The following is a 21,313-nucleotide window of genomic DNA, read 5'->3' as shown; positions in this document are numbered from 1 at the left end:
AATGTTTACAGATTTTGCGCATTATAAAACTAGTCGCTTTAAAGATGTATTTATTTTATATCTTTTAATTACACTTAAATGGATGCTGTTTAAAAAGCTAAGTCACACACCAGAGAAAAACCATCCATCTAGTCCTATTTTACTATTCAATCTCTCATAGGATTTTCAATAAGATCATTCATGTCAGGTGATTTTAGTCTCAGCTTCGCTATGAGAACCAGATTTAATCAGAGGTTCGATTTTGAGCAGCTCGACCTGACCATAATAGGTTGAAAATGCTACATCTCCGGCATCTACCCCAGTACCAATGCGAATCAGCTCGTCGACCGGGGCTAAACGGGTCGGATCAAACTGCACCCACCCTCCTTCCAGATAGGCTTCAAAAATGGCATGAAAATCGGGTAAAAATTTTTCAATTTCCACATAACCGACCACCATGCGTGCCGGAATTCCTAAAGCACGACACAGCGCAATGCCCAAATGAGCAAAGTCACGGCATACACCTGCTCGGTGGACCAGCACATCTGTCGCAGTCGTAAACTGATCAGAACAGCCAGAGACATAAAAAATATTGTTATAAATCCACTGTTCGATGGCTTTTACACGCGTATAGCCGGGTATCATCCAGCCAAATGAACGTTTCGCCATTTCTAGTAATAAATCTGAATTGCAATAGCGGCTGGCCAGCAAATAAGGTAGTACTTCATCCGGCAGGTCTGGAATTTTGACTTCACTCAAGTTTTGCCTCAGATCATTCGGAATGCTCGGCTGACGGGTAACTGTCGCGCTATAGTTCAGTTCAAATGCCTCACAGGATTCGAGTTGCAACCGGATATGACGGTTTTGATGCTGAGCATCCTGAAATTCATGCCACTTGACCGGCATATTCATAGTGAGCTGTTCTCCGAGAATATTCTGATCGGGATGATGGGCGACCTGAACCATAAAAATAAATTCGGTAGGTTGCACAATCTTGTATTTTAAATGGCACTGAATTTGGTAAGTGGTCATGAAGTTCCTTATTATTAGGCATTATTATATTGTGTGAAGATTAAACTAATTCTAAGACCGCAATCGTATGAGATCAGTTTAACTTTATCGCGCTTCAGTGAACAGGATGCTATACATCTGATTTATTCCTGATTTTTGGATCTCATCCCATTGCTATTCCAGCATAAAATTGCAGCAAAGCCGCGCAAAATCTGGCATGAATGAAGACCATTTTAATTTTTTCCAAAATATTTTCAGCGTATTAACCCTTTGCCACTCCCCTGTAAAATCCTTATAATCAAGCACAATTTTTCTCTAATTTTAAGTGGATGACCATGAGTCGCGCCATATCGCATATTGATACCTTCCAAGGCTTAATTCTTGCCTTACAAAACTACTGGGCGGAGCAAGGCTGCGTCGTGTTACAGCCTTACGACATGGAAATGGGTGCAGGGACATTCCACACTGCAACTTTCCTTCGTGCGTTAGGTCCCGAAACCTGGAATGCTGCTTATGTTCAGCCATCACGCCGTCCGAAAGATGGTCGTTATGGTGAGAACCCGAACCGTCTGCAACATTATTACCAGTTCCAGGTTGTGCTTAAGCCAAACCCGGACAACATCCAGCAGCTTTACCTAGATTCTTTAAAGGCAATCGGTATTGATCCTTTAGTTCACGACATCCGTTTCGTGGAAGATAACTGGGAATCTCCAACACTGGGCGCATGGGGTCTAGGCTGGGAAGTTTGGCTGAACGGCATGGAAGTGACTCAGTTCACTTACTTCCAGCAAGTCGGTGGTGTTGAATGCTACCCAGTAACCGGTGAAATCACTTATGGTCTGGAACGTCTGGCGATGTATCTGCAAGGTGTAGACTCAGTTTACGATCTGGTTTGGACCAAAGGTCAGTTCGGTACTGTGACGTATGGCGATGTGTTCCATCAAAATGAAGTAGAACAATCGACTTATAACTTCGAATATGCACCAGTAGAAAAAATGTTCGAACTGTTCGATTTCTACGAAGCTGAGGCGACCCGTTTAATCGAAGCTGAACTGCCATTACCTGCTTATGAGCAAGTGATTAAAGCATCACACAGCTTTAACCTGTTAGATGCGCGTGGCGCGATCTCTGTGACTGAACGTCAGCGTTATATTCTGCGTGTGCGTACTTTGGCACGTTCAATTGCGACCAGTTATGTAGCAGCACGTGCGAAACTTGGTTTCCCAATGGCAGAACCTCACCTACGTGACGAAGTCCTGGCTCAGCTTAAAGCTCAAGTAGAAGCAGAAGCGGCTCAAGCAGAAAAATCAGCGGAGAACAAATAATGTCTAAACATACAGTTTTATTTGAACTTGGCTGTGAAGAACTTCCTCCAAAAAGCCTGAAAAAATTACGTGATGCTTTAAAAGCTGAAACTGAAAAAGGCTTAAAAGATGCGGGTCTGGCTTTCGATGCGATCGAAGCTTATGCAGCGCCACGTCGTCTGGCACTTAAAATCGTAAATGTTGATGCTGCTCAAGCGGATACGCAAAAACGTTTTGACGGTCCTGCTGTGCAAGCGGCTTATGATGCTGAAGGCAAACCAACCAAAGCACTTGAAGGCTTTATGCGCGGTCAAGGCATTACGGTTGATCAGGTGTCTACTTTCCAGGCCGGTAAAGTTGAAAAAGTCTGCTACCTGAAAGATGTGAAAGGCCAAAGTCTGGACGTTTTACTGCCACAAATCCTGCAACATGCTCTGGATCAATTGCCAATTGCAAAACGCATGCGTTCTGCTGCTAGCCGTACTGAATTCGTTCGTCCGGTAAAATGGGTGGTCTTGTTAAAAGACAGCAATGTGATTGATGCAACCATTCAGGATCATAAAGCAGGCAACTTGACTTATGGCCACCGTTTCCATGCGCCTGAAGCGATTATTCTGGCCAATGCAGATGCGTATCTGGATGCCCTGCGCGCTGCGAAAGTGATTGCGTCTTTTGAAGAGCGTCAAGCAATCATCGATCAGCAAGTCAAAGTACTGGCTGATGAAGTGAATGCGATTGCCATTGTTCCTGCGGATCTCCGTGACGAAGTCACTGCACTGGTTGAATGGCCGGTTGCATTACGTGCCAGCTTCGAAGAACGCTTCCTTGCAGTTCCACAAGAAGCGCTGATCACTACCATGCAGGACAACCAGAAGTATTTCTGTCTGGTGAATGCTGAAAACAAATTACAGCCTTACTTCATTACCGTTTCTAATATTGAGTCTAAAGATCCGACTCAAATCATTGAAGGTAACGAAAAAGTAGTTCGTCCGCGTCTGTCAGATGCAGAATTCTTCTTCCTGCAAGACCAGAAACAACCGCTTGCGTCTCGTAAAGAGAAACTGGCCAACATGGTATTCCAGGCACAACTGGGTACTTTGTGGAACAAGTCTGAACGTATTGCCAAACTGGCTGTCGCGCTGGCTCCGATTACCGGTGCCAAAGCTGAAGATGCTGAAAAAGCGGCTCTGCTTGCTAAATGTGACTTAACTTCTGAGTTGGTGGGTGAATTCCCGGAACTTCAAGGGATCGCGGGTACTTACTACGCACGTCTTGAAGGCGAAAATGACGAAGTGGCTGAATCTTTAGGTGAGCAGTATTTACCTAAATTTGCTGGTGACGTTCTGCCTAAAACCAAAACGGGTACAACGATTGCCCTTGCGGATCGTTTAGATACCTTGACTGGTATTTTCGGTATCGGTCAGGCACCAACAGGTTCTAAAGACCCATTTGCGCTACGTCGTTCTGCGATTGGTATCCTGCGTCTGGTGACTGAAAACGAACTTGATGTATCCATTGAAGACCTGATCAAACTGGCTCTAGCTGCTTATGGCGATGTATTGAAAGACCACGACAAGACTTTGGCAGATGCAGTTGCATTCCTTGAAGGTCGTTACCGTGCGAAATACGAAGACCAAGGCGTTGATGTTGACGTGATCCAGGCTGTTCAAGCACTGTCACCTAAATCACCTCTTGATTTTGACAAGCGTGTAAATGCGGTAAATCACTTCCGTGCATTGCCTGAAGCTGCTGCACTGGCTGCTGCGAACAAGCGTGTGGCGAATATTCTGGCTAAAGAAGCTGCGCCTGAAGGTGCTGTGGTTGAAGCCAATCTGGTGGAAGATGCTGAAAAAGCATTATTTGCTGAACTTGCGAAAATCACACCAGTGGTTGAGCCGCTGTTTGCTTCTAAAGATTACACTGCTGCGTTATCTGCATTGGCTGCCTTACGCGCACCAGTAGATGCATTCTTTGATGGTGTAATGGTGATGGCGGATGATGCTAACTTGAAAGCGAACCGTTTACGTCTACTTGCTCAGCTTCGTGACCTGTTCACTAAAGTTGCAGATATTTCAGTACTTCAACACTAAAACCTAATTGGTTGTAAAATACACGAAACCCCGCTATAACATTAGCGGGGTTTTTTATTTTTATAAACAATATATTAGGGCTGATAATGAGTGTAATTATTAAAGAATTGGAGATTTTGAATTTTAGGTCATGTAAAGATACTCAGGTATGTTTAAAAAATTTCACCGCTCTAATTGGTTATAACAATGCGGGTAAATCAAATATTCTTTTGGCTATTAAATTTCTTTTAGAAGGCTTAAGTGTTAAATCTTTTAACTACTATGCAAATGCAAATAATTGTGAAGAACCCATAGAAGTAACAGCTCTCCTAACCAACATCAAAGATGACTTATTAAATTTATTAGAAGAGGATCATGCAAATAAGCTTCGACCATTTATACAAAATGAAGAATTAAAAATTAAAAGAAGAACCTTCCTCGATAGAAATGAAAAACAGAAGATAGTTGCTACCTTATTTGATGGTAAGGAGTGGAAATCTATCCCTTCCGGTATTGAACAATCAATTATAAAAATTTTTCCAAAATTCATTCATATTGAAGCCATGACAGATGCTCATGAGGATTCAACAAAAAATAAAAGTGGGACAGCAATATCTAAACTTCTTGAACTGATTTCTTTAGAGATTCAAGAAAACTATCAACAAGATTTTATAACAAGTTTGGAATCTGTTTCTAATCTTTTATCACATGATGGAAGTAATAGAATTCCTGCATTGAGTAAAGTCGATACAGGTATAAATGAAATAATTAATGACTTTTTTCCAAATATATCGGTAAAGCTGCATTTCCCAACCCCAACCATCGAAGATATTTTTAAAAGTGGGACTTTGAAAATATTTGAAGATACACATACAGAAAGAGATTTTAATAATTTTGGGCACGGTACTCAGCGCTCAATCCAAATGGCTCTTATTAGATATTTGGCTGACTTACAGCAAAAGAATCCTAGCTCAAGAAGATCAAATACTATTATTTGTATTGATGAACCTGAACTCTATTTACATCCTACAACTATTGAACTTGTACGTGATGCATTAATGACTCTCAGTAATTCAGGTTACCAGATTTTATTTTCTACGCATTCCGCAAGTCTTTTGTCCTCTGAACATGCAATTAATGCTTTACAAATTCATAAATCTCCAGAGTTAGGCACACAAGCAAGAAAGCCTATTTCAGAAATTATCGAATCTCTTAATGCTAAGTATCCTAGTCATTTTTATGAAGTATTTAAGTTAAATAATGCTTCTCAAATATTTTTTAGTGATGAAGTCCTTTTAGTAGAAGGAAAAACTGAGCTTAGAGTTCTTCCTAACATATATACTAAAATACATAAACGCCCTTTTCATCTCAAAAAACTATCTCTAGTTTCTGCTGATAGTAAAACCAGTCTTTTACCTATTCAAAAAGTTTTAGGTGCTCTTGGAATTCCTTCAAGAATTCTTACAGATCTTGACTTTATCGGTAATTGTAAGGATTGGGATCTAATTGATGATTCTAATGCTCATTATTTTGAAGAGTTTAGAAGTTTAGTAGAGAGAAATAAGGACTTACCTGATTTGAATATTTGTCAGGATCATGTCAAAGACTGTTCGTCCTTAAGACAAATCGGTGCAAAAAAGTTTAAAACTCTAGCTCAACTACCTGAAGCCAAACCCATACTAAAAAACATTCATAATTCTCTAAAAGTTAAAGGCATATACATATGGTGTACAGGAGATATTGAGGCTGTTTATGGTTTTAATTCTAAAAGAGAACAAGAATGGCGTAGATTTAATACTGCTCTTATAAATAATGAATCTATTGAAGAATTAGTAAGTGATTACGAACATTTGAGAGATGCTATAGAGTGGATTAGCTAAAAGTGGAGTAACTATAGGCATATCCCTATATATTTCATATACTCACCCTAACAACACTCAACAAGAAAGAAGCGCATGAAATTTCAAACACTCATTATGACGACTCTTGCGGGTATCGCACTTACAGCATGTACATCTCAACCCACCATTCCACAACTGGAACTGGGTGTATTACAGGAAGTAAAAAATCTAGAAGTTATTCCAGAAACTACCAACAATAAGGCGAAACTGACCAAATTCCTCGACAAATGCGTGATTGAATTTACTGGCGACATCGGCAACAACCGTTCAGTTGAACAATGGTCATTTAAAGGCATGACCCTGATTGATGCCGGCTCAGCAACTTTCCAGCGCGACGGAACCAGCACCGCACAAAAATTTGACCTGCATGATGCGGCGGTACAAAAGAACTTTGTAACTCTGCGCAATCATTTTGCCAAAGATGCCCTGACTCAATGTGACTAAACAAATCGCCCTGTTTTCATCATGAAAATGGGGCTATTTATTTGAATGAACAGAAATTTAATCTTTCTTCTGATTTGACCTAATTTTTCTTCCCCTTAAAAATTATAAAATCCTCGCATCAAACTACGCTGAACCTATACTCTCTTCACAGCTTATTCATTGTTTTTGGCTGATTATCCGTTACACTGAAAACCAAACTCAGACCGCTCTTTGACGAATTCGAGGTCGATCCATAATGAATATCAAAACCCCAATTATTTTAACGACAGCTTTAATGTTCTGCGCACCTGTATTTGCACAGACCGAAACTACTCAGACTACCAAACCGATTGCGCCTTATGGTGAGAATCCGAACCTGCTGCATGTGTTTGCCTATAAAGCACAGGAAGGTGTTATCAATACTGCTGAAAAAGTAGGTGAAGTCACTGAAAAAGGCATTGCCAAAATCAAACCGAGTGTAGACCGTGCCTGGGGCAATACCAAGTCTGCGGCATCAGATACCATCCAGAAAGTAGATGAGGGTGCGACTCAGGCAGCACAGCAAACAGGTCAGAAAATTCAGCAGACCCGTGAAGTCTGGCGCGGCAATTCACAACAGGCACCGATCGTGCAGCAGCCTTTGAGTCAACCATCTACCGCGACTCAAAATTCATCGGTATCACAGCCCCAGTCAAGTTCCGGTACAGCGACCAGTTATGCAGTAGATGATCTCTAAATCATCACATTGAAAAAAGCCCATTACGGGCTTTTTCTTTTAAGCATTGAAGATATCTGAGTCTTTCTTTAGACTGAGCTCAAATAAAATCATGAGAAGATAATAAAAATGAGAAAAATTCTTTTCAGCTTTATCGTCGGTATTTTGTGTGGCGTAGCTATTCTATACATCACTTTACTGGTTTCAGGTGAAACCGTGACCTCACTTGCTGCCATTGATGACGAATTATCCTCAATCCCGAGCCTGTCTAGTGCTGCCTCTTATAACCACAAAACCGAAGGCGAGAAAATCCAGCATATAGAACACCTAGAGGAAGCTGAATTTAGGCCCGCCTCTGGCAATAATGCCGACCTGTATCAGATCAAGGATATGTGTAAATTAAGAATCGGGACTCAGGGCGACGACATTTATAGCTATCGAACGGCTTATTTTTCGCAGAATCATCTGATTTATATGTTTGAAACCCATTATCGAACATCTTATGACAAGCGTCCCGATGAATGGGTACCCGAATTTAAGCGAGTTTATCAGGAGATTATCTTTAATCCCCGGTCTGCACTGGTTCAGAGTGAATTTTTAAAACTGTTGGATAAATACATCACGCCAGAAAACCGAAAAAAATGCTGATCGAATTTAATCAGCATTTAGTTTTTATTTGGCAGTTTTTAATTTACCTGACGGATGGGCTGACCTTGCTTAAAGGCTGCTACATTTTCAACCATCTGATCCACAATGCGTTGACGGGCATCGACACTGCCCCAGGCATTGTGCGGTGTAACGATCAAATTTGGAATTGAGGCATCGAGCAATACATTTCCCTCTTTCGGAGGCTCCACGGTAAGCACATCCGTCGCAGCACCGGCAATTTTGCCTTCGCGTAAGGCCTGAGCCAAAGCCTGTTCATCGACGATTCCACCACGCGCACAGTTAATTAAAAATGCACTTGGTTTCATCGCGTCCAATTCGGCATGACTGATTAAATGACGGGTATCTTCCGTTAAAGGGCAATGCAGGCTTAAAAAATCCACTTGTGGCAATAAATCGGCAATTGGAATACGAGAGTCATCTGCCGGGCGGTTGGGCAAAGCGGCAATCAGTACTTTCATACCAAAGGCTTCAGCCAGTCTGGCAACAGCATGGCCCAACTCACCATAACCGACAATACCTAAGGTCTTGCCTGCCAGCTCCACAATAGGTGCATCCAATAGACAGAACTGGCTGGCTTTTTGCCACTTGCCCTGCTGTACTGCACGTTGATAGGTTAAAAATGAAGTGGCCAGATTGAGCATCAGCATAAGGGTATGCTGAGCGACGGCAGAGGTGCCATAAGCCTGACAGTTACACACCACAATGCCACATGCCTTGGCCGCAGCCAGATCGACATTATTGGTGCCCGTAGCAGAAATCAGGATCAGTTTCAGTTGAGGGCATTGCTGGATGGTTGCCGCGTCAATCATGACTTTGTTGGTAATAATGACATCGACATCGGCTACACGAGACTGAATCTCAGCAGCCGATGTGGCCGGGTATAAGACCAGCTGGTCAAATACTGCATGAAGTGCCTGAAAGTCCAAATCCTGTTGGTCTAAAGAAGCATAATCTAAATAAGCGGCTTTCATGGCTTTACCCTCAACCTTGTTTGACAATTTATTTTGATTGCCATTTAAAACAAGTCCTGCAGGGTTTTCAAGCAACTTACTGTCAGAAGTGGTTAATCTACAGACTTATCAATATGGTTACGCAGAGAACGGCGCACCTTATAAATCACATATACACTCAGAAAGATCAGAAAAATAAGAGAAGAACTGAGCAAGATCACTGCAGGATGCACACTTTCCGCGTGTGCAAAATTAGGCAGCATCAGTCCAAGAATAAAACAAATACTTGTAACTTGTTTGGATTGCATATATTTACTCCCTTGTCATATAAACAACCGGGAGCGGTGTGACTATTTCTCATACCGCCTAAGACCATATTAGGTCTTAGCAAACATAAGTCAAGTATTTGTTTTTTTAGATAAATTTTTTGGTTAGTTCATTTCACTTTGTGTCACAAACTGTGTATTTTTGTCGCTTGCGTCAACGAAACCGGAAGCGCCGTATTCATCTGTATGCAAATTCAGATGTTTATAGCTGAACATATAAAAATCAGCATAGCGTTTCATAATAATCGGATGCATGCCTACATTTAATTCATCCTGCTCCTTGACCAGTTTCATGATATGCCGGTCATTCATCACTACCAGATAACGTTCATCATTCAGATTGATGGTCAGCAAGCCATTACCTTTGGCATAGATTGGAATCAGGAATTTATGGTTCAGTGCAATCGCATCACCGGTATAGCTTTCGATCTTGTTGCTGATCACATTAAAGACCAGTGCATGTCCATAGGCATCCAGCAATAACTGGCGCTTTTCCTGCGGCAGATTGACGTGAATCCCAAGCTTGAGCAGATCCTGCTGATCGACCTGTTTATTACTCAGCAATTCACGCAAAATCACCTGTTTCTGGGCTGCATCAAAAAATTGAGTATCCAGCAATAGGTCATTATTTTTCAGGATACGTCCTAAAGCAAAACGATGCCTCGGCAAGATATTCTCAATCACCTTGCGATAGTAGAACTTGCTGTTTTTCTTGACCCGACGCATTTTCTGGTAGAAATAACTTTCATCATATTCATGCAATAAAAAGTCATACAACAGCTCGGAACTGGCCAGAACAGCGATGGCGTCATGGCCGGTAAATGGCAGATGCAGTACATGATGCTGCGGAAGTACGGCTTCTAGTTTCAGGTAATGTACCCGGTCTTCGGTGCAATACGGGTCATATACCAGAATATATTCCCGTTCCGGACTGACATCTTCTGCCTCAATCCGCATGCCTTCATTCAGCTCGGGCTGGTAAAACATGTTGTAGCGGGCATCTTCGACATCTTCCGGATCAATCGAATATTGCGGCACCATCGCCACCACTCGCTGAACATTCAGCAGATTGGAATATTTAATCGCAGCATAGCCACCCATGGAGCCACCATAGGCAATGCGCTGCTGAAACGGTGCAATCAGCTCGGCAATGGCTTGCAACATGTTCCACATGGAACTTTTTGGAAACCAAGATTTATGTTTGGGCATGATTCCCAAAACATTAAATTCAAATTTCGCTAATGATTTTTCGGCATTGATGCTCAAGCCCTTGGCACGGGTAATCAAATCTCCAAATGAAAAAATCAATTCTGAAGATGACCCCGGCATAAAAATTGCGCGTATATGCTCATCTTCAAAAACAATCTGCTTATCCATAACTTTCCCGTGCTGGTGAATCTAACTTTTCGGCAACAATTCACTCAATGAATAGGGCCGAAAAAGTGAATATGCTATTTTATATCGATGAAAAAGATTAAAAAGCGCAAAATATGACACAATCACTGCATCCTGCAGCTCAACAAGGGTTTAGTACAGCGGCTGAGCTTTATCAGCAGGTACGCCCTGACTATCCGGCAGATCTTAGCCCATGGCTTACCGAGACACTGTCATTGCCTGTAGATGCAGATCTTGTTGATTTGGGAACAGGAACAGGTAAATTTATTCCCTATTTGCGTCCGCTCAGCAGCCACATCACCGCCATTGATCCTGTCCCTGAGATGCTGGCCCAGTTAAAACTGGCACATCCGGATATTCATACCCTTGAAGGGATGAGCCACCAGCTTCCCCTGACCGATCATAGCGTGAATGCAGTGTTTTGTGCACAGTCATTTCACTGGTTTGCCAATCTGGAAACCTTAAAGGAGCTGGATCGGGTACTGAAACCTCAAGGCTTTCTGGTACTGGTCTGGAACCAGCGTGATATTACAGTCGACTGGGTCAAAGCCCTGGCAGATTGTATTGCGCCACTGGAAGGTGATACGCCACGCTATCATAGTGGTGCCTGGCGTAAAGTATTTGAAGAACAGAATCTCTTTCAGCCTTATGCTGAAACGCAAATGCGCCAGCTGCAGCATGGCCCTGTCGAGCAGGTGGTTTCCAAACGCTTATTGTCAACCAGCTTTATTGCCGCACTTCCAAAAGAACAGCAACAGCAGCTCAAGCAGCAATTCGAACAAATTATCAAAAATTATACGGACAAAGGTGCAGAAGATATGATTAATTTCCCTTATGTCACCTATGTTTATGTATTCAAAAAAAATAATTAGGAACAGGATTCAATCATGCACACGATTCAATTGATGTCACGAACTGCACTTTTCACTGCCGCCATGTTTTTGATGGCCTGTGACCAGAAAAGTTCACAATCTGTAGAACAGCAGGCAACAGAAGACTCTGCATCAGAGGAAATCATGCAGGAATTGAAAACTGGACCCGTAAAAAACTTCCCTAAAACGGAAGATGATCCCCATGATATTGCTGTCTTGAATGACTATGAAGAACGTTTTCAGGAAATGAGCGCGGATCTGGAAGCTGAGCTCAATGGCATGCGCAATGATGACAATCTGACTCCGGAATTTGTCCAGCAACGTCAACGCGATCATGTCCAGTCTTCGCTAAATATGCTCAAAGATCTGGAGCTTAAAACTGAACAGGGCCGTTATATTCAGGGTTTGATGTATCAATACTGGGAACATCAGGAAAAACTGGTGAATAGTCCGAAATCTCAGGCCTCTACCGTAAATGAAGCCAGTGAAAATGTAAAAGGTCTGGGCAAATATCTACATGCCCAAGAGCAACTGGAACGCTGGCGTTCGCAATATCCAGAGATGACCACCGCAAATAAAGCCCCAGCACAATAAATAATACATTTCAGGAAGCGGACGCTTCCTGAAATTTTATATGCAGTTCTAAGATTTAACTTTCACTTTCTGATGAATGCGTATTATTGAGCTTGAACTAAATAGTGCTGCACCCCTTCTGCGGCTGCACGTCCAGTGGCAAAACAGGCTGTCAGCAAATAACCACCCGTAGGCGCATCCCAGTCCAGCATTTCACCACATAAGAACACATGTGGATTGGATTTAAGCTGAAGCTGCTCTGACAGAACCTCGCGTTTAACGCCACCTGCACAGCTAATCGCTTCCTGTATAGGACGGAAACCTGTTAAAGGAATTTTTAATTGCTTAATCTGCTGTGCTAATTCAGTAGCATTTTGCCAAAGTGGCTTTGGTAACAGTTCACGCACCAGAGCAGCTTTTGCACCATCCAGACCTGCTTTCCGCCAGATATTATTCAAAGACTGCTTTTTACTTGGCTGTAATTTTTTAGCCAGCTGCTCTAAGGTTTGATCCGGAAAAAGATCCAGATTCAGCTGCATTGGCTGACCCTGTTTCAGCTGTTGACGCAGTCCCCGGTCCTGTTTATAGATTAGACCACTTTCCAGACCATAGTGACTGATCACGATATCTCCCATGGTCTTGTCACCGCCATCAACCCAAGCCTCGACCCGTTTTAGGGGCTGACCGAAGATTGGCTGCATAAACTTGGACCATGGATATTCCACACCCGCATTACTGGCTTGAAAAGGTTCAATCTCGCTGCAATCAAGCCATGCTTGCCATTTCCCATCACTGCCGAGTTTTGACCATGACACTGCACCACAAGCCAAAACAATCGCATCAAAGTTTTCTGTGAATGCGCAATCATTTTTTAAATCATGGATCTGTAGCTGATGATTTTTCAGATCTAGAATTTGATGACGATAATGAAATTGTACCCCTTGCTCAGTTAAACGTTTTAACCAGACACGCAATAGTGGAGCGGCTTTCATTTCTGTAGGAAAAACTCGACCTGAAGAACCAATATAAGGTTCAATGCCAAGATTTTTCATCCAGTTTTGAATCCATATCGCATCCCAGCGTTTGATCCAAGGTTCTAACCAGTCTACCTGATCATAACGCTGCACAAACTGCTCGACGGGTTCGGCATGAGAAATATTTAGGCCGGTTTTCCCAGCCATCAGGAATTTACGGGCAGCCGAAGGCTTCTGTTCAAACACATGAACTTCATAATCAGACTGGCTCAGAACTTCTGCAGCCATCAAGCCTGCCGGGCCAGCACCCACAATTGCAATGTGCTTCGTCATGGCTTATTCCGCTGAACTCGCATTCTGCCCTTGTAGCGGCTGAAACTCATCAAAACGTGTTGTATAGCCTTCCGGTTTACTAATAATCAATTGCTGGCACAACTCACCACGCTCTAGATATTTAATTTCAAAATGAGTTCTTGCCGAGTCTTGGCCAATGACTTCTTTAACGAAAGGCAGCTTCCACAGGTTTTGAACCTGCTGTTCTGCTTCATCAATATATTCAGGAATATTGCTGGCTAAAGTGATCGTGCCACCGGTTTTTAAACGCGATAATAAAAACTCAAAAAATGGCATATTCAGCCAGCGCTGTGCCGGATTATGCGGCTCAGGGTTCGGATATAAAATAAAGAACTGTTCCACTTGTGCTGGATAGAGTGCATGCACAATCCAGGGCAAGGCATCGGCATGAACCGTCTGTAAATTCGGCTGTCCTTCCAGCGCATGCTGTTTTTGCATGGCTAAAAATTTCTCTCGAGTCCGTTCGATCGCAATCAGCTTGCTGTCTGGATTGATCTGGGTAAAGAGCAATGCGTGTTTACCTTTGCCCGCACCGATTTCCACACAAACCGGTTCAGAACTGATACTTTGGAAATCACGAGGCGCATGCATACGCTGTGCTTGAAATTGACGAATCGACATAATCAGATCAAACTAATAAAAACTGTATAAGTCTAACAAGTGCAGTTATATTTGCCTAATCGAAGCTTTATTTTTCTAGGGAGTGCGCTGATGTCAACCACTTTAAAATGTCCACGCTGTGGCAAACTGACCACTTGGGAAAATAATGAATTTCGTCCTTTCTGCTCGGAACGCTGCAAAATGATTGATCTAGGCGCTTGGGCCAGTGAGGAATACAAACTGCCAACCCAAGATGCTCCCGCAGCTGAATCTTCTGAAGAAGACTGAACCTTTTAAAATATCCTATCACATTAAGCATATCCTAAATAATCACATGATTTTTATAAAAGGCTTGTAGAAAACCAACACAAGTTAACAGCACATATGCCAGTTTAATACTATGTTCTTACGCAGAAATATCACATTATTTTAGAGCAAGAACATGGGCTACATTATTCTAAAGATCATTTTAATTGGGGTAGGAATACTTGCGATATTGTCATTAGGGATAGGCATTTTCCAACAGGATGGCTTATTTATTGTTGTTGGAATTCTCCTTGCCATTATGACTTGGCTGATCTACGCACAAACCCGTCAGTCTTTAAATAATCCTTTTAGCAAATAAAAAGACCAGCTAGGCTGATCTTTTCACCTACTTTAACCGGCTTTTCCCGCAACGAAAGGATTATGCTGTTTTTCAAAACCAATATTACTAATCGGACCATGTCCTGAAATAAACCGGGTTTCATCCGGCAGACTAAAACATTCGCGCTGGATTGAATCGAGTAGCTGTTGGTAATCGCCACGCGGAAAATCTGTCCGTCCAATTGAGCCTTTAAACAGTACATCCCCTGTCCATAACAAAGCATGGTTCCTGTTATAGAACATTACATGACCTGGAGTATGGCCCGGGGCAAAACGTACTTCAAACTCTTCATCACCCAGTTTGAGAACTTCTCCACCTTCCAGCCATTGCGTGACTTCTACTTTTTCCGGAATCGGAAAACCGTAACGGGCAGACACTTCCTGAATCATATCTAACCAGAATGCATCGTCCTTATGCGGACCAATCACCGGCACATCCCAAACTTTTTTTAAAGCACCAACTGCTCCAGCATGATCGAGATGGCCATGAGTCAGCCATAAAGCCTTGACCGTTAAGCCCAGTGCTTCTACTTCCGCTTTTAATTTTTCAGGTTCGCCCCCTGCATCAATCAAAACAGCCTCTTTACTGTCGCTATCCCAAAGAATCGAGCAGTTTTGCTGAAATGCAGTCACAGGAACAATTTTGACTTGTAACATAGGATAAGAAACCTCAAAAGATTAATGGGCAAGCGTCTGGTTCAATGCTTCAAGATTAGCCTGTAACAGCGTATTGAGCAATTGCACATGATCTTCACGGTTGTTCAAAGCCGGAATATAACTGTAGCTTTCCCCGCCATTGGCCTTGAAGGTCTCCCCATTTTCCATGGCCAGCTCTTCCAGTGTTTCTAAACAGTCAGCCGAGAAAGCCGGACTCATCACCTGAATTGATTTCACGCCCTGTTTGCCCCACTCTTCAATTAAGGCATCCGTATAAGGCTTAACCCACTCCTGTTTACCAAACCGGGACTGGAAACTAATTGCATATTGATCTTCAGATAGACCTAAAGCTTCTGCAACCAGTTTGCCTGTGATCCGGCAACGATCCGCATAAGGATCACCTTTATCGGCATAGGGCTGCGGGATACCATGAAATGACATCAATAGTTTTTCCGGCTGCCCATGAATCGCCTGATAATCCCGAACACTTTGTGCCAGTGACTGAATAAATAAGGGATGCTGATAATAATCGCGGATAATCGACAGACCAGGTAAATTGCGCTGTTTCAGCACCCATTTTGCGACTGCATCATACAGAGGTGCGGTAGAGGTCGCTGAATACTGGGGAAATAACGGAAACAGAATAATATGATCTTGCGGTTGAGCCGAAATCTGATCAAGAACACCCTGAATATTAGGATTGCCATAAGTCATGGCAGGCACCACATTCAGTTCAAATTGCGGATATTGTTCAATGAGTTTGGCCTTTACTTGACTCACCTGCTGCAGCAGAATCTCACGCATCGGTGAATCCTGACCCCAGACCTGTGCATAAGCCTGGGAAACTCGCTTGGGACGGAACGGTAAAATAAATAAACGCAGGATGAGTTGCCAGATCGGCTTGGGAATTTCAATGACACGCTGATCAGATAAAAACTGCTTCAGGAAATCGCGTACTGCCGGCACAGTCGGTGCATCAGGTGTGCCTAAATTTGCCAATATAATTGTAACTTTCGGTTTAGCTGTAGAAAACATGCAGTACGCCCGTCGTGGTATCAACCCGCTTACTTTAACAGCTTTTTACTTATTCTCTATATGGATTAATACACTGACTTATATTGAAAAGTACGATCTTTATCCAGCAAGTTACTATCCAGCAGTTTTTGTGCCTTAGGCGTAATCTGCCAAAGCAGACGCTGACGGTCATCACGGCCTGACGGCACAATCCAGTCATTCTGGCGCATCTGCAATTTCAGGCTATGCAAGGCGCGAATATTAATCTGGGCACGGGCTACAGCATGCGCGCGCGGCATTTCCGCTCGTGCATCTTCCAGACCGGTTTCATTCAAATACTCATTCATACGCTTGGAGAAAAATTCCTCCGGCGTCGGATTAATGAAGGTAGAACCGAGAATAGCCAGCAATTGTGCCCAGGTCAGTCTCTTCTGAACTTTCAGCTCTTTAAAGTTACCATCCTGATAGGCATGCATACGGTATTCGAAGGAGAAAACTTCATGCATAGACACTTTCGGCAGGCTCAGGAAAGGATCCACTTCACGTGTCCCCCCATCGCGTTCCAGTTGGGCCACTTTGGCTTTGAGCTGGTCAATCTCGTCATGCAAGGCTTGAGTATTCTGCGGACGTACCCAGCCACTTACTGGATAACGTTCCAGCATTTGCGGCATGTTCAAACGTACCGCCATTTCCAGATCGCGCAAGGTACGATAGCAAAAGACCTGATCAGCTTCCTGCTGCAATAACTGACGAAATTCTTTAAATTTTTCTTGTAATTCAGGTTTCGCATCGTGCAAGGAAGGATCACGTGAAGCCGGATCTTCATGCATAAACACAATAATCGGTTTCTGCTTGGTCACAGCGTAAATGTATTCCAGATGCATATAACCTACACCGGAAACCGACTGCTCGCCATACTGGCTACCCAGCAGAATCACCACATAATCACAATCATCAATCTGGCGACGTGCAAATGCAGTATTTAAAGGAGTGCGTTGTTCCAGCCCCCAGGAAAAGAAACCCATGCCGACCAAAGTTTGTGACAAGATGATCCGCTCTGGCTGCATTTCTGCACCAGAGGTGGAGATAAACACCTGATAACGTTTATCGAGCATTGGTTATCCTCTTTTACTGCACATTGATCTGGCCGGCTAAACCCTGCCCTGACACAATATGACGACCCCAGTATAAAAATATATCTTTCAAAATTATAAGATGAGTGACGGTCGCCTAGCTGACTTCTGTCTCCATATTGCTGACCTGCCATTTAATATCGGCTGGAATCAGATGCCCTAAAATCGGCTGGAGCTGTTCAGCATTTTGACCACTAACCACAAGTCGGATTTTTAGACTGTCCTTGCACTCATGTTCAAATAATAACCCATTTTTGATCAAAATTCGGGCCGTTTGTCTCGCAACCGCGAATCCTGAGTCAATTAATGTCAGCTTTTGACCAAAAATATACTGAATTGACGATTTTAGGAAGGGGTAATGTGTACATCCTAGCACTAAATAATCAGCACCCTGATCAACAACCGGTTGTAAAATCTGAGTTAATGTCGCCAGACACTCAGGACTCATCTGCTGACCGGCTTCTACAAAAGGCACCAGATCCAGACAGGTCACCGGAATTACTTTGACCTGTGCCGGCTCGGCAAAACGGGTCATGACATCCTTAATCAGCTGGCCACGAAAGGTTGCAGGTGTGGCCAGAACGGCCACCGTTTTGGATTGGGTATTGAGGACTGCAGGTTTGAGCGCTGGCACCAGTCCAATGATAGGAAAGTTTTCACCATAATGCTCACGTAAATAATCCAGGCTAAATGCAGAAGCGGTATTACAGGCAACGACTGCAACTTTACAGCCTTCACGATACAGCCATTCAATCGCTCGCGCAGTTAGGTCACGGATTTCCTGATCTTTACGGGGCCCATAAGGTACGTAAGCCGTGTCGGCATAATAAACAAAGCGTTCATTGGGCAAATACCGGGCAATTTCCAAAGCAACCGACAACCCTCCCACACCAGAATCAAAAATCCCGATAGGTGCATCAGCACTGGCTTTAGGCATGGGATCTACTAAGGGATAAATCGGTTGGATAGCGCTCATAACGTTGCTAGTTGCTCGTTTCAAATGACCTTGCGACAAAGCTTAAACCTCAGGTGCTTAAATGCAAGTCTAAATCACCACTTTTCAAGCTTAAAACCGTCTCTCCAGCAGCATTTTCACCAAGCTCGCCCATCTCCACCAGATGTAAAAAAGCAGCCCGCTGAATAAGCGCATTGATTCCAAAACGCACATGCACATAAGGGCGCAATTCATCCTGATACTGACGCATAAAGATAGGATGTTCGCTATCGACAATAATGATGTCCTGAGTCGTGGTGGTCAGTTGCAGGTAAGTCCTGCCTTCAATCTTGACCTGATCGACCTGATTTACAAACAGAGGTTCATCTTCGACCTCGATTTCAATCATTTCAACCGGCGTCTTTAGATAGAATTTTCCTTCTTCTTTCCAGAGTACCGTGGAAAACAAGTCTATCATCGGCTGACGCTTGATCAATTGACCTTCGTGCCACCATTCTCCATTGGCCAAAACCTTGAGATCCATTGCGCCACAATGCTTTGGCTGCCATTGATCCAAAGGCGGGATTGACCTTTTGTGACTGCCCTGTGCATCTTTTAAGTATTGTGCGATATCCATTAAATTTTTATCATCGCTAGAAGCTACTTTTTTCGTCGGATTTTTATCGGGTGCTGACTTATTCATATAAAGAAGACCTTAATGACGGAAAAATAATATGTTTCAGCCAATTGGCTTAACCTGGGTTTAAAACTATACTAGCCCAGATGCTTAAAGACACTACTATTTTTGTGTCTAGGAATTCAGAACACTCATGGCAGCACCCAATCATCCGATTATGGTTGCCACCGAATAGAAATATGAGGAGTCCTACATGGAACACATCGAACGTGAATCGATGGAGTTTGACGTTGTGATCGTAGGTGCGGGTCCTGCCGGCCTGTCTGCTGCAATCAAGATCCGTCAACTTGCAATTGAAAACAATTTAAATGATCTGTCCGTTTGTGTCGTAGAAAAAGGCTCCGAAGTCGGTGCACATATTCTTTCGGGTGCTGTGCTTGAACCACGTGCCATGAACGAACTATTCCCGAACTGGAAAGAAGAAGGTGCACCTTTAAATGTGCCAGTGACAGAAGATAAAACTTTCTTCCTTCTTTCAGATGAAAAATCACAAGAAGCACCGCACTGGATGGTACCGAAAACCATGCACAATGATGGCAACTATGTCATCTCACTCGGTAATGTGGTGCGCTGGTTAGGCCAGAAAGCTGAAGAGCTGGAAGTATCGATCTTCCCAGGCTTTGCTGCTTCAGAAATTCTGTATCATGAAGATGGTACGGTGAAAGGTATTCAAACCGGTGATATGGGGATTGGCAAAGATGGCGAACCGACGCATAACTTTGCGCCAGGTTATGAGCTGCATGCCAAATATACGATTTTTGCTGAAGGCTGCCGTGGTCATTTAGGTAAACGCCTGATCCAGAAATTCAACCTGGATAAAGATGCTGATCCGCAGCACTACGGTATCGGGATTAAAGAACTGTGGGAAATTGATCCAGCGAAACACAAACCAGGTCTGGTAATGCACGGTGCGGGCTGGCCTTTATCTGAAACCGGTTCTTCAGGTGGCTGGTGGTTATACCACGCTGAAAACAACCAGGTGACTCTGGGCATGATCGTGGATCTTTCTTATGAAAATCCACACATGTATCCATTCATGGAAATGCAGCGCTGGAAAACCCATCCACTGATCAAACAGTACTTGGAAGGCGGTAAGCGTATTTCTTATGGTGCGCGTGCCATAACTAAAGGTGGTTTTAACTCCCTGCCGAAATTTACCTTCCCGGGTGGATCTTTAATTGGTGATGATGCAGGATTCCTGAACTTTGCCAAGATCAAAGGCTCACACACTGCCATGAAATCCGGCATGCTCTGCGGTGAAGCAGTCTTTGAAGCGATTGCTGCCGGTGTAGAAAAAGGCGGTGATCTGGCGATTGCGCGTGTGACCGAGGGTGAAGACTTCTTCGTGAAAGAACTCACATCTTATACAGACAAGTTCAACAATAGCTGGTTGAAAGAAGAGCTGTATAGCGCGCGTAATTTTGGCCCTGCGATGCACAAGTTCGGTCAATGGATGGGTGGTGCATTCAACTTCATCGACCAGAACGTGTTTAAAGTACCATTTACCCTGCATGACCTGATGCCAGACTTTAAAACTCTGAAAACAGTTGATGCAGTGAACTTCAAGCCGAACTATCCAAAACCGGATGGTAAGCTGACGTTTGACCGTCTGTCTTCAGTGTTTGTATCGAACACGGTACATGAAGAAAACCAGCCGGCACATTTGAAACTGACCGATGCTTCGATTCCGGTAGATGTCAACTTACCGAAATGGGATGAGCCTGCACAGCGCTACTGCCCGGCAGGTGTGTATGAAATCATGGAAAATGATGACGGTTCGAAACGCTTCCAGATCAACGCAGCGAACTGTGTACACTGCAAGACCTGTGACATCAAAGATCCATCTCAGAATATCACCTGGGTAACACCGGAAGGTGGCGGTGGTCCGAACTACCCTAATATGTAATGCTTAATTAGCTTGCATAAGCCTCTAAAATAATTAATTATTTTAGAGGCTTTTTTATATGGCGGATTCAAGCGGCAAGTGCAACAGTATAAAAACCAGCCATAACTTCACTCGGTGTATACCAACCTAGTGTTTTTCTAGGACGATGGTTGAGTGCAAACTCTATCTGCTCTATTTGTTCGTTTGACACGCCATCAAACGATGATGATTTT

Annotated in this window: 22 protein-coding genes and 1 pseudogene; 11 read left to right on the top strand and 12 right to left on the bottom strand. The window is 43.4% G+C overall.

The window, feature by feature from the left end:
- Window positions 1–183 precede the first annotated feature (183 nt).
- On the bottom strand, window positions 184–1,011 hold the full coding sequence (locus G5T77_RS06705; protein ID WP_166138074.1) for a transglutaminase family protein: 828 nt from the start codon (window positions 1,009–1,011) through the stop codon (window positions 184–186).
- A 314-nt stretch (window positions 1,012–1,325) separates the two neighbouring features.
- Between G5T77_RS06705 and glyQ the strand changes: the two genes are divergently transcribed.
- The 6 genes from glyQ to G5T77_RS06675 all read left to right on the top strand — a co-directional run bounded on the left by glyQ (window position 1,326) and on the right by G5T77_RS06675 (window position 8,050).
- Window positions 1,326–2,315 carry a glycine--tRNA ligase subunit alpha gene (gene glyQ / locus G5T77_RS06700; RefSeq protein WP_005232423.1) on the top strand — a complete coding sequence of 330 codons (990 nt, stop codon included), beginning with the start codon at window positions 1,326–1,328 and terminating at the stop codon, window positions 2,313–2,315.
- Window positions 2,315–4,384 carry a glycine--tRNA ligase subunit beta gene (gene glyS, locus G5T77_RS06695; RefSeq protein WP_166138071.1) on the top strand — a complete coding sequence of 690 codons (2,070 nt, stop codon included), beginning with the start codon at window positions 2,315–2,317 and terminating at the stop codon, window positions 4,382–4,384. Before glyQ ends, glyS begins: the two co-directional genes overlap by 1 nt.
- Window positions 4,385–4,470: 86 nt before the next feature.
- Window positions 4,471–6,243 carry an AAA family ATPase gene (locus G5T77_RS06690; protein WP_166138068.1) on the top strand — a complete coding sequence of 591 codons (1,773 nt, stop codon included), beginning with the start codon at window positions 4,471–4,473 and terminating at the stop codon, window positions 6,241–6,243.
- A gap of 75 nt (window positions 6,244–6,318) precedes the next feature.
- Complete coding sequence (locus tag G5T77_RS06685; RefSeq protein WP_159123919.1) at window positions 6,319–6,708, top strand: hypothetical protein; 390 nt, start codon at window positions 6,319–6,321, stop codon at window positions 6,706–6,708.
- A gap of 235 nt (window positions 6,709–6,943) precedes the next feature.
- Window positions 6,944–7,423 (top strand): hypothetical protein, encoded by a 480-nt coding sequence (locus G5T77_RS06680; protein ID WP_166138065.1) that lies wholly within the window; start codon window positions 6,944–6,946, stop codon window positions 7,421–7,423.
- Window positions 7,424–7,531: 108 nt separating this feature from the next.
- Window positions 7,532–8,050: a hypothetical protein gene (locus tag G5T77_RS06675; RefSeq protein WP_166138063.1), complete on the top strand. Its 519-nt coding sequence runs from the start codon at window positions 7,532–7,534 to the stop codon at window positions 8,048–8,050.
- 38 nt (window positions 8,051–8,088) lie between these two features.
- Here the strand turns inward: G5T77_RS06675 and G5T77_RS06670 are convergent, their stop codons facing one another.
- The 3 genes from G5T77_RS06670 to G5T77_RS06660 all read right to left on the bottom strand — a co-directional run bounded on the left by G5T77_RS06670 (window position 8,089) and on the right by G5T77_RS06660 (window position 10,724).
- Window positions 8,089–9,042: a 2-hydroxyacid dehydrogenase gene (locus tag G5T77_RS06670; RefSeq protein WP_166138060.1), complete on the bottom strand. Its 954-nt coding sequence runs from the start codon at window positions 9,040–9,042 to the stop codon at window positions 8,089–8,091.
- A 92-nt stretch (window positions 9,043–9,134) separates the two neighbouring features.
- Window positions 9,135–9,329 (bottom strand): hypothetical protein, encoded by a 195-nt coding sequence (locus G5T77_RS06665; protein ID WP_005232434.1) that lies wholly within the window; start codon window positions 9,327–9,329, stop codon window positions 9,135–9,137.
- Between the two features lie 123 nt (window positions 9,330–9,452).
- On the bottom strand, window positions 9,453–10,724 hold the full coding sequence (locus G5T77_RS06660) for a hypothetical protein (RefSeq protein WP_166138057.1): 1,272 nt from the start codon (window positions 10,722–10,724) through the stop codon (window positions 9,453–9,455).
- A 113-nt stretch (window positions 10,725–10,837) separates the two neighbouring features.
- Between G5T77_RS06660 and G5T77_RS06655 the strand changes: the two genes are divergently transcribed.
- Both G5T77_RS06655 and G5T77_RS06650 read left to right on the top strand, forming a co-directional pair.
- A complete protein-coding gene (locus tag G5T77_RS06655; protein ID WP_166138054.1) occupies window positions 10,838–11,614 on the top strand; it encodes a class I SAM-dependent methyltransferase in 777 nt (258 codons plus the stop codon).
- Window positions 11,615–11,629: 15 nt separating this feature from the next.
- A complete protein-coding gene (locus G5T77_RS06650) occupies window positions 11,630–12,208 on the top strand; it encodes a hypothetical protein (protein ID WP_005232438.1) in 579 nt (192 codons plus the stop codon).
- An 83-nt stretch (window positions 12,209–12,291) separates the two neighbouring features.
- On the opposite strand, the gene G5T77_RS06645 is transcribed toward G5T77_RS06650, so the two are convergent.
- Window positions 12,292–13,494, bottom strand: coding sequence for a TIGR03862 family flavoprotein (locus tag G5T77_RS06645; protein ID WP_166138051.1), 1,203 nt, complete (start codon window positions 13,492–13,494; stop codon window positions 12,292–12,294).
- A gap of 3 nt (window positions 13,495–13,497) precedes the next feature.
- Window positions 13,498–14,142: an SAM-dependent methyltransferase gene (locus G5T77_RS06640; RefSeq protein ID WP_171521881.1), complete on the bottom strand. Its 645-nt coding sequence runs from the start codon at window positions 14,140–14,142 to the stop codon at window positions 13,498–13,500.
- An 84-nt stretch (window positions 14,143–14,226) separates the two neighbouring features.
- Here G5T77_RS06640 and G5T77_RS06635 point away from each other — a divergent pair, with 84 nt between their 5' ends.
- Entirely contained in the window at window positions 14,227–14,403 is a 177-nt protein-coding gene (locus G5T77_RS06635; RefSeq protein WP_166138045.1) for a DNA gyrase inhibitor YacG, read from the top strand.
- Window positions 14,404–14,557: 154 nt separating this feature from the next.
- Window positions 14,558–14,740: a hypothetical protein gene (locus tag G5T77_RS06630; protein WP_004781764.1), complete on the top strand. Its 183-nt coding sequence runs from the start codon at window positions 14,558–14,560 to the stop codon at window positions 14,738–14,740.
- A gap of 32 nt (window positions 14,741–14,772) precedes the next feature.
- On the opposite strand, the gene G5T77_RS06625 is transcribed toward G5T77_RS06630, so the two are convergent.
- From G5T77_RS06625 to G5T77_RS06605, 5 genes are all read right to left on the bottom strand, one after another.
- The gene (locus tag G5T77_RS06625) at window positions 14,773–15,417 is read right to left on the bottom strand and encodes an MBL fold metallo-hydrolase (RefSeq protein WP_166138042.1); all 645 of its coding nucleotides are present in this window, start codon (window positions 15,415–15,417) and stop codon (window positions 14,773–14,775) included.
- Window positions 15,418–15,438: 21 nt separating this feature from the next.
- On the bottom strand, window positions 15,439–16,452 hold the full coding sequence (gene hemH, locus G5T77_RS06620) for a ferrochelatase (protein ID WP_166138039.1): 1,014 nt from the start codon (window positions 16,450–16,452) through the stop codon (window positions 15,439–15,441).
- A 65-nt stretch (window positions 16,453–16,517) separates the two neighbouring features.
- Window positions 16,518–17,546 (bottom strand): DUF4062 domain-containing protein, encoded by a 1,029-nt coding sequence (locus G5T77_RS06615; protein ID WP_166138036.1) that lies wholly within the window; start codon window positions 17,544–17,546, stop codon window positions 16,518–16,520.
- A 115-nt stretch (window positions 17,547–17,661) separates the two neighbouring features.
- A complete protein-coding gene (gene murI / locus G5T77_RS06610; protein WP_166138033.1) occupies window positions 17,662–18,540 on the bottom strand; it encodes a glutamate racemase in 879 nt (292 codons plus the stop codon).
- A gap of 49 nt (window positions 18,541–18,589) precedes the next feature.
- Entirely contained in the window at window positions 18,590–19,201 is a 612-nt protein-coding gene (locus G5T77_RS06605; protein WP_159123934.1) for a DUF1285 domain-containing protein, read from the bottom strand.
- A 187-nt stretch (window positions 19,202–19,388) separates the two neighbouring features.
- Between G5T77_RS06605 and G5T77_RS06600 the strand changes: the two genes are divergently transcribed.
- Complete coding sequence (locus G5T77_RS06600) at window positions 19,389–21,101, top strand: electron transfer flavoprotein-ubiquinone oxidoreductase (RefSeq protein WP_166138030.1); 1,713 nt, start codon at window positions 19,389–19,391, stop codon at window positions 21,099–21,101.
- 67 nt (window positions 21,102–21,168) lie between these two features.
- Here the strand turns inward: G5T77_RS06600 and G5T77_RS06595 are convergent.
- Window positions 21,169–21,313, bottom strand: a pseudogene (locus tag G5T77_RS06595) (IS30 family transposase); the annotation flags it as partial.

The organism is Acinetobacter sp. GFQ9D191M (genome assembly GCF_011174875.1).
Classification (GTDB): Bacteria; Pseudomonadota; Gammaproteobacteria; order Pseudomonadales; family Moraxellaceae; genus Acinetobacter.
Note: the sequence above shows the minus strand (reverse complement) of the source record. Positions and strands in the feature narration are given on the sequence as shown.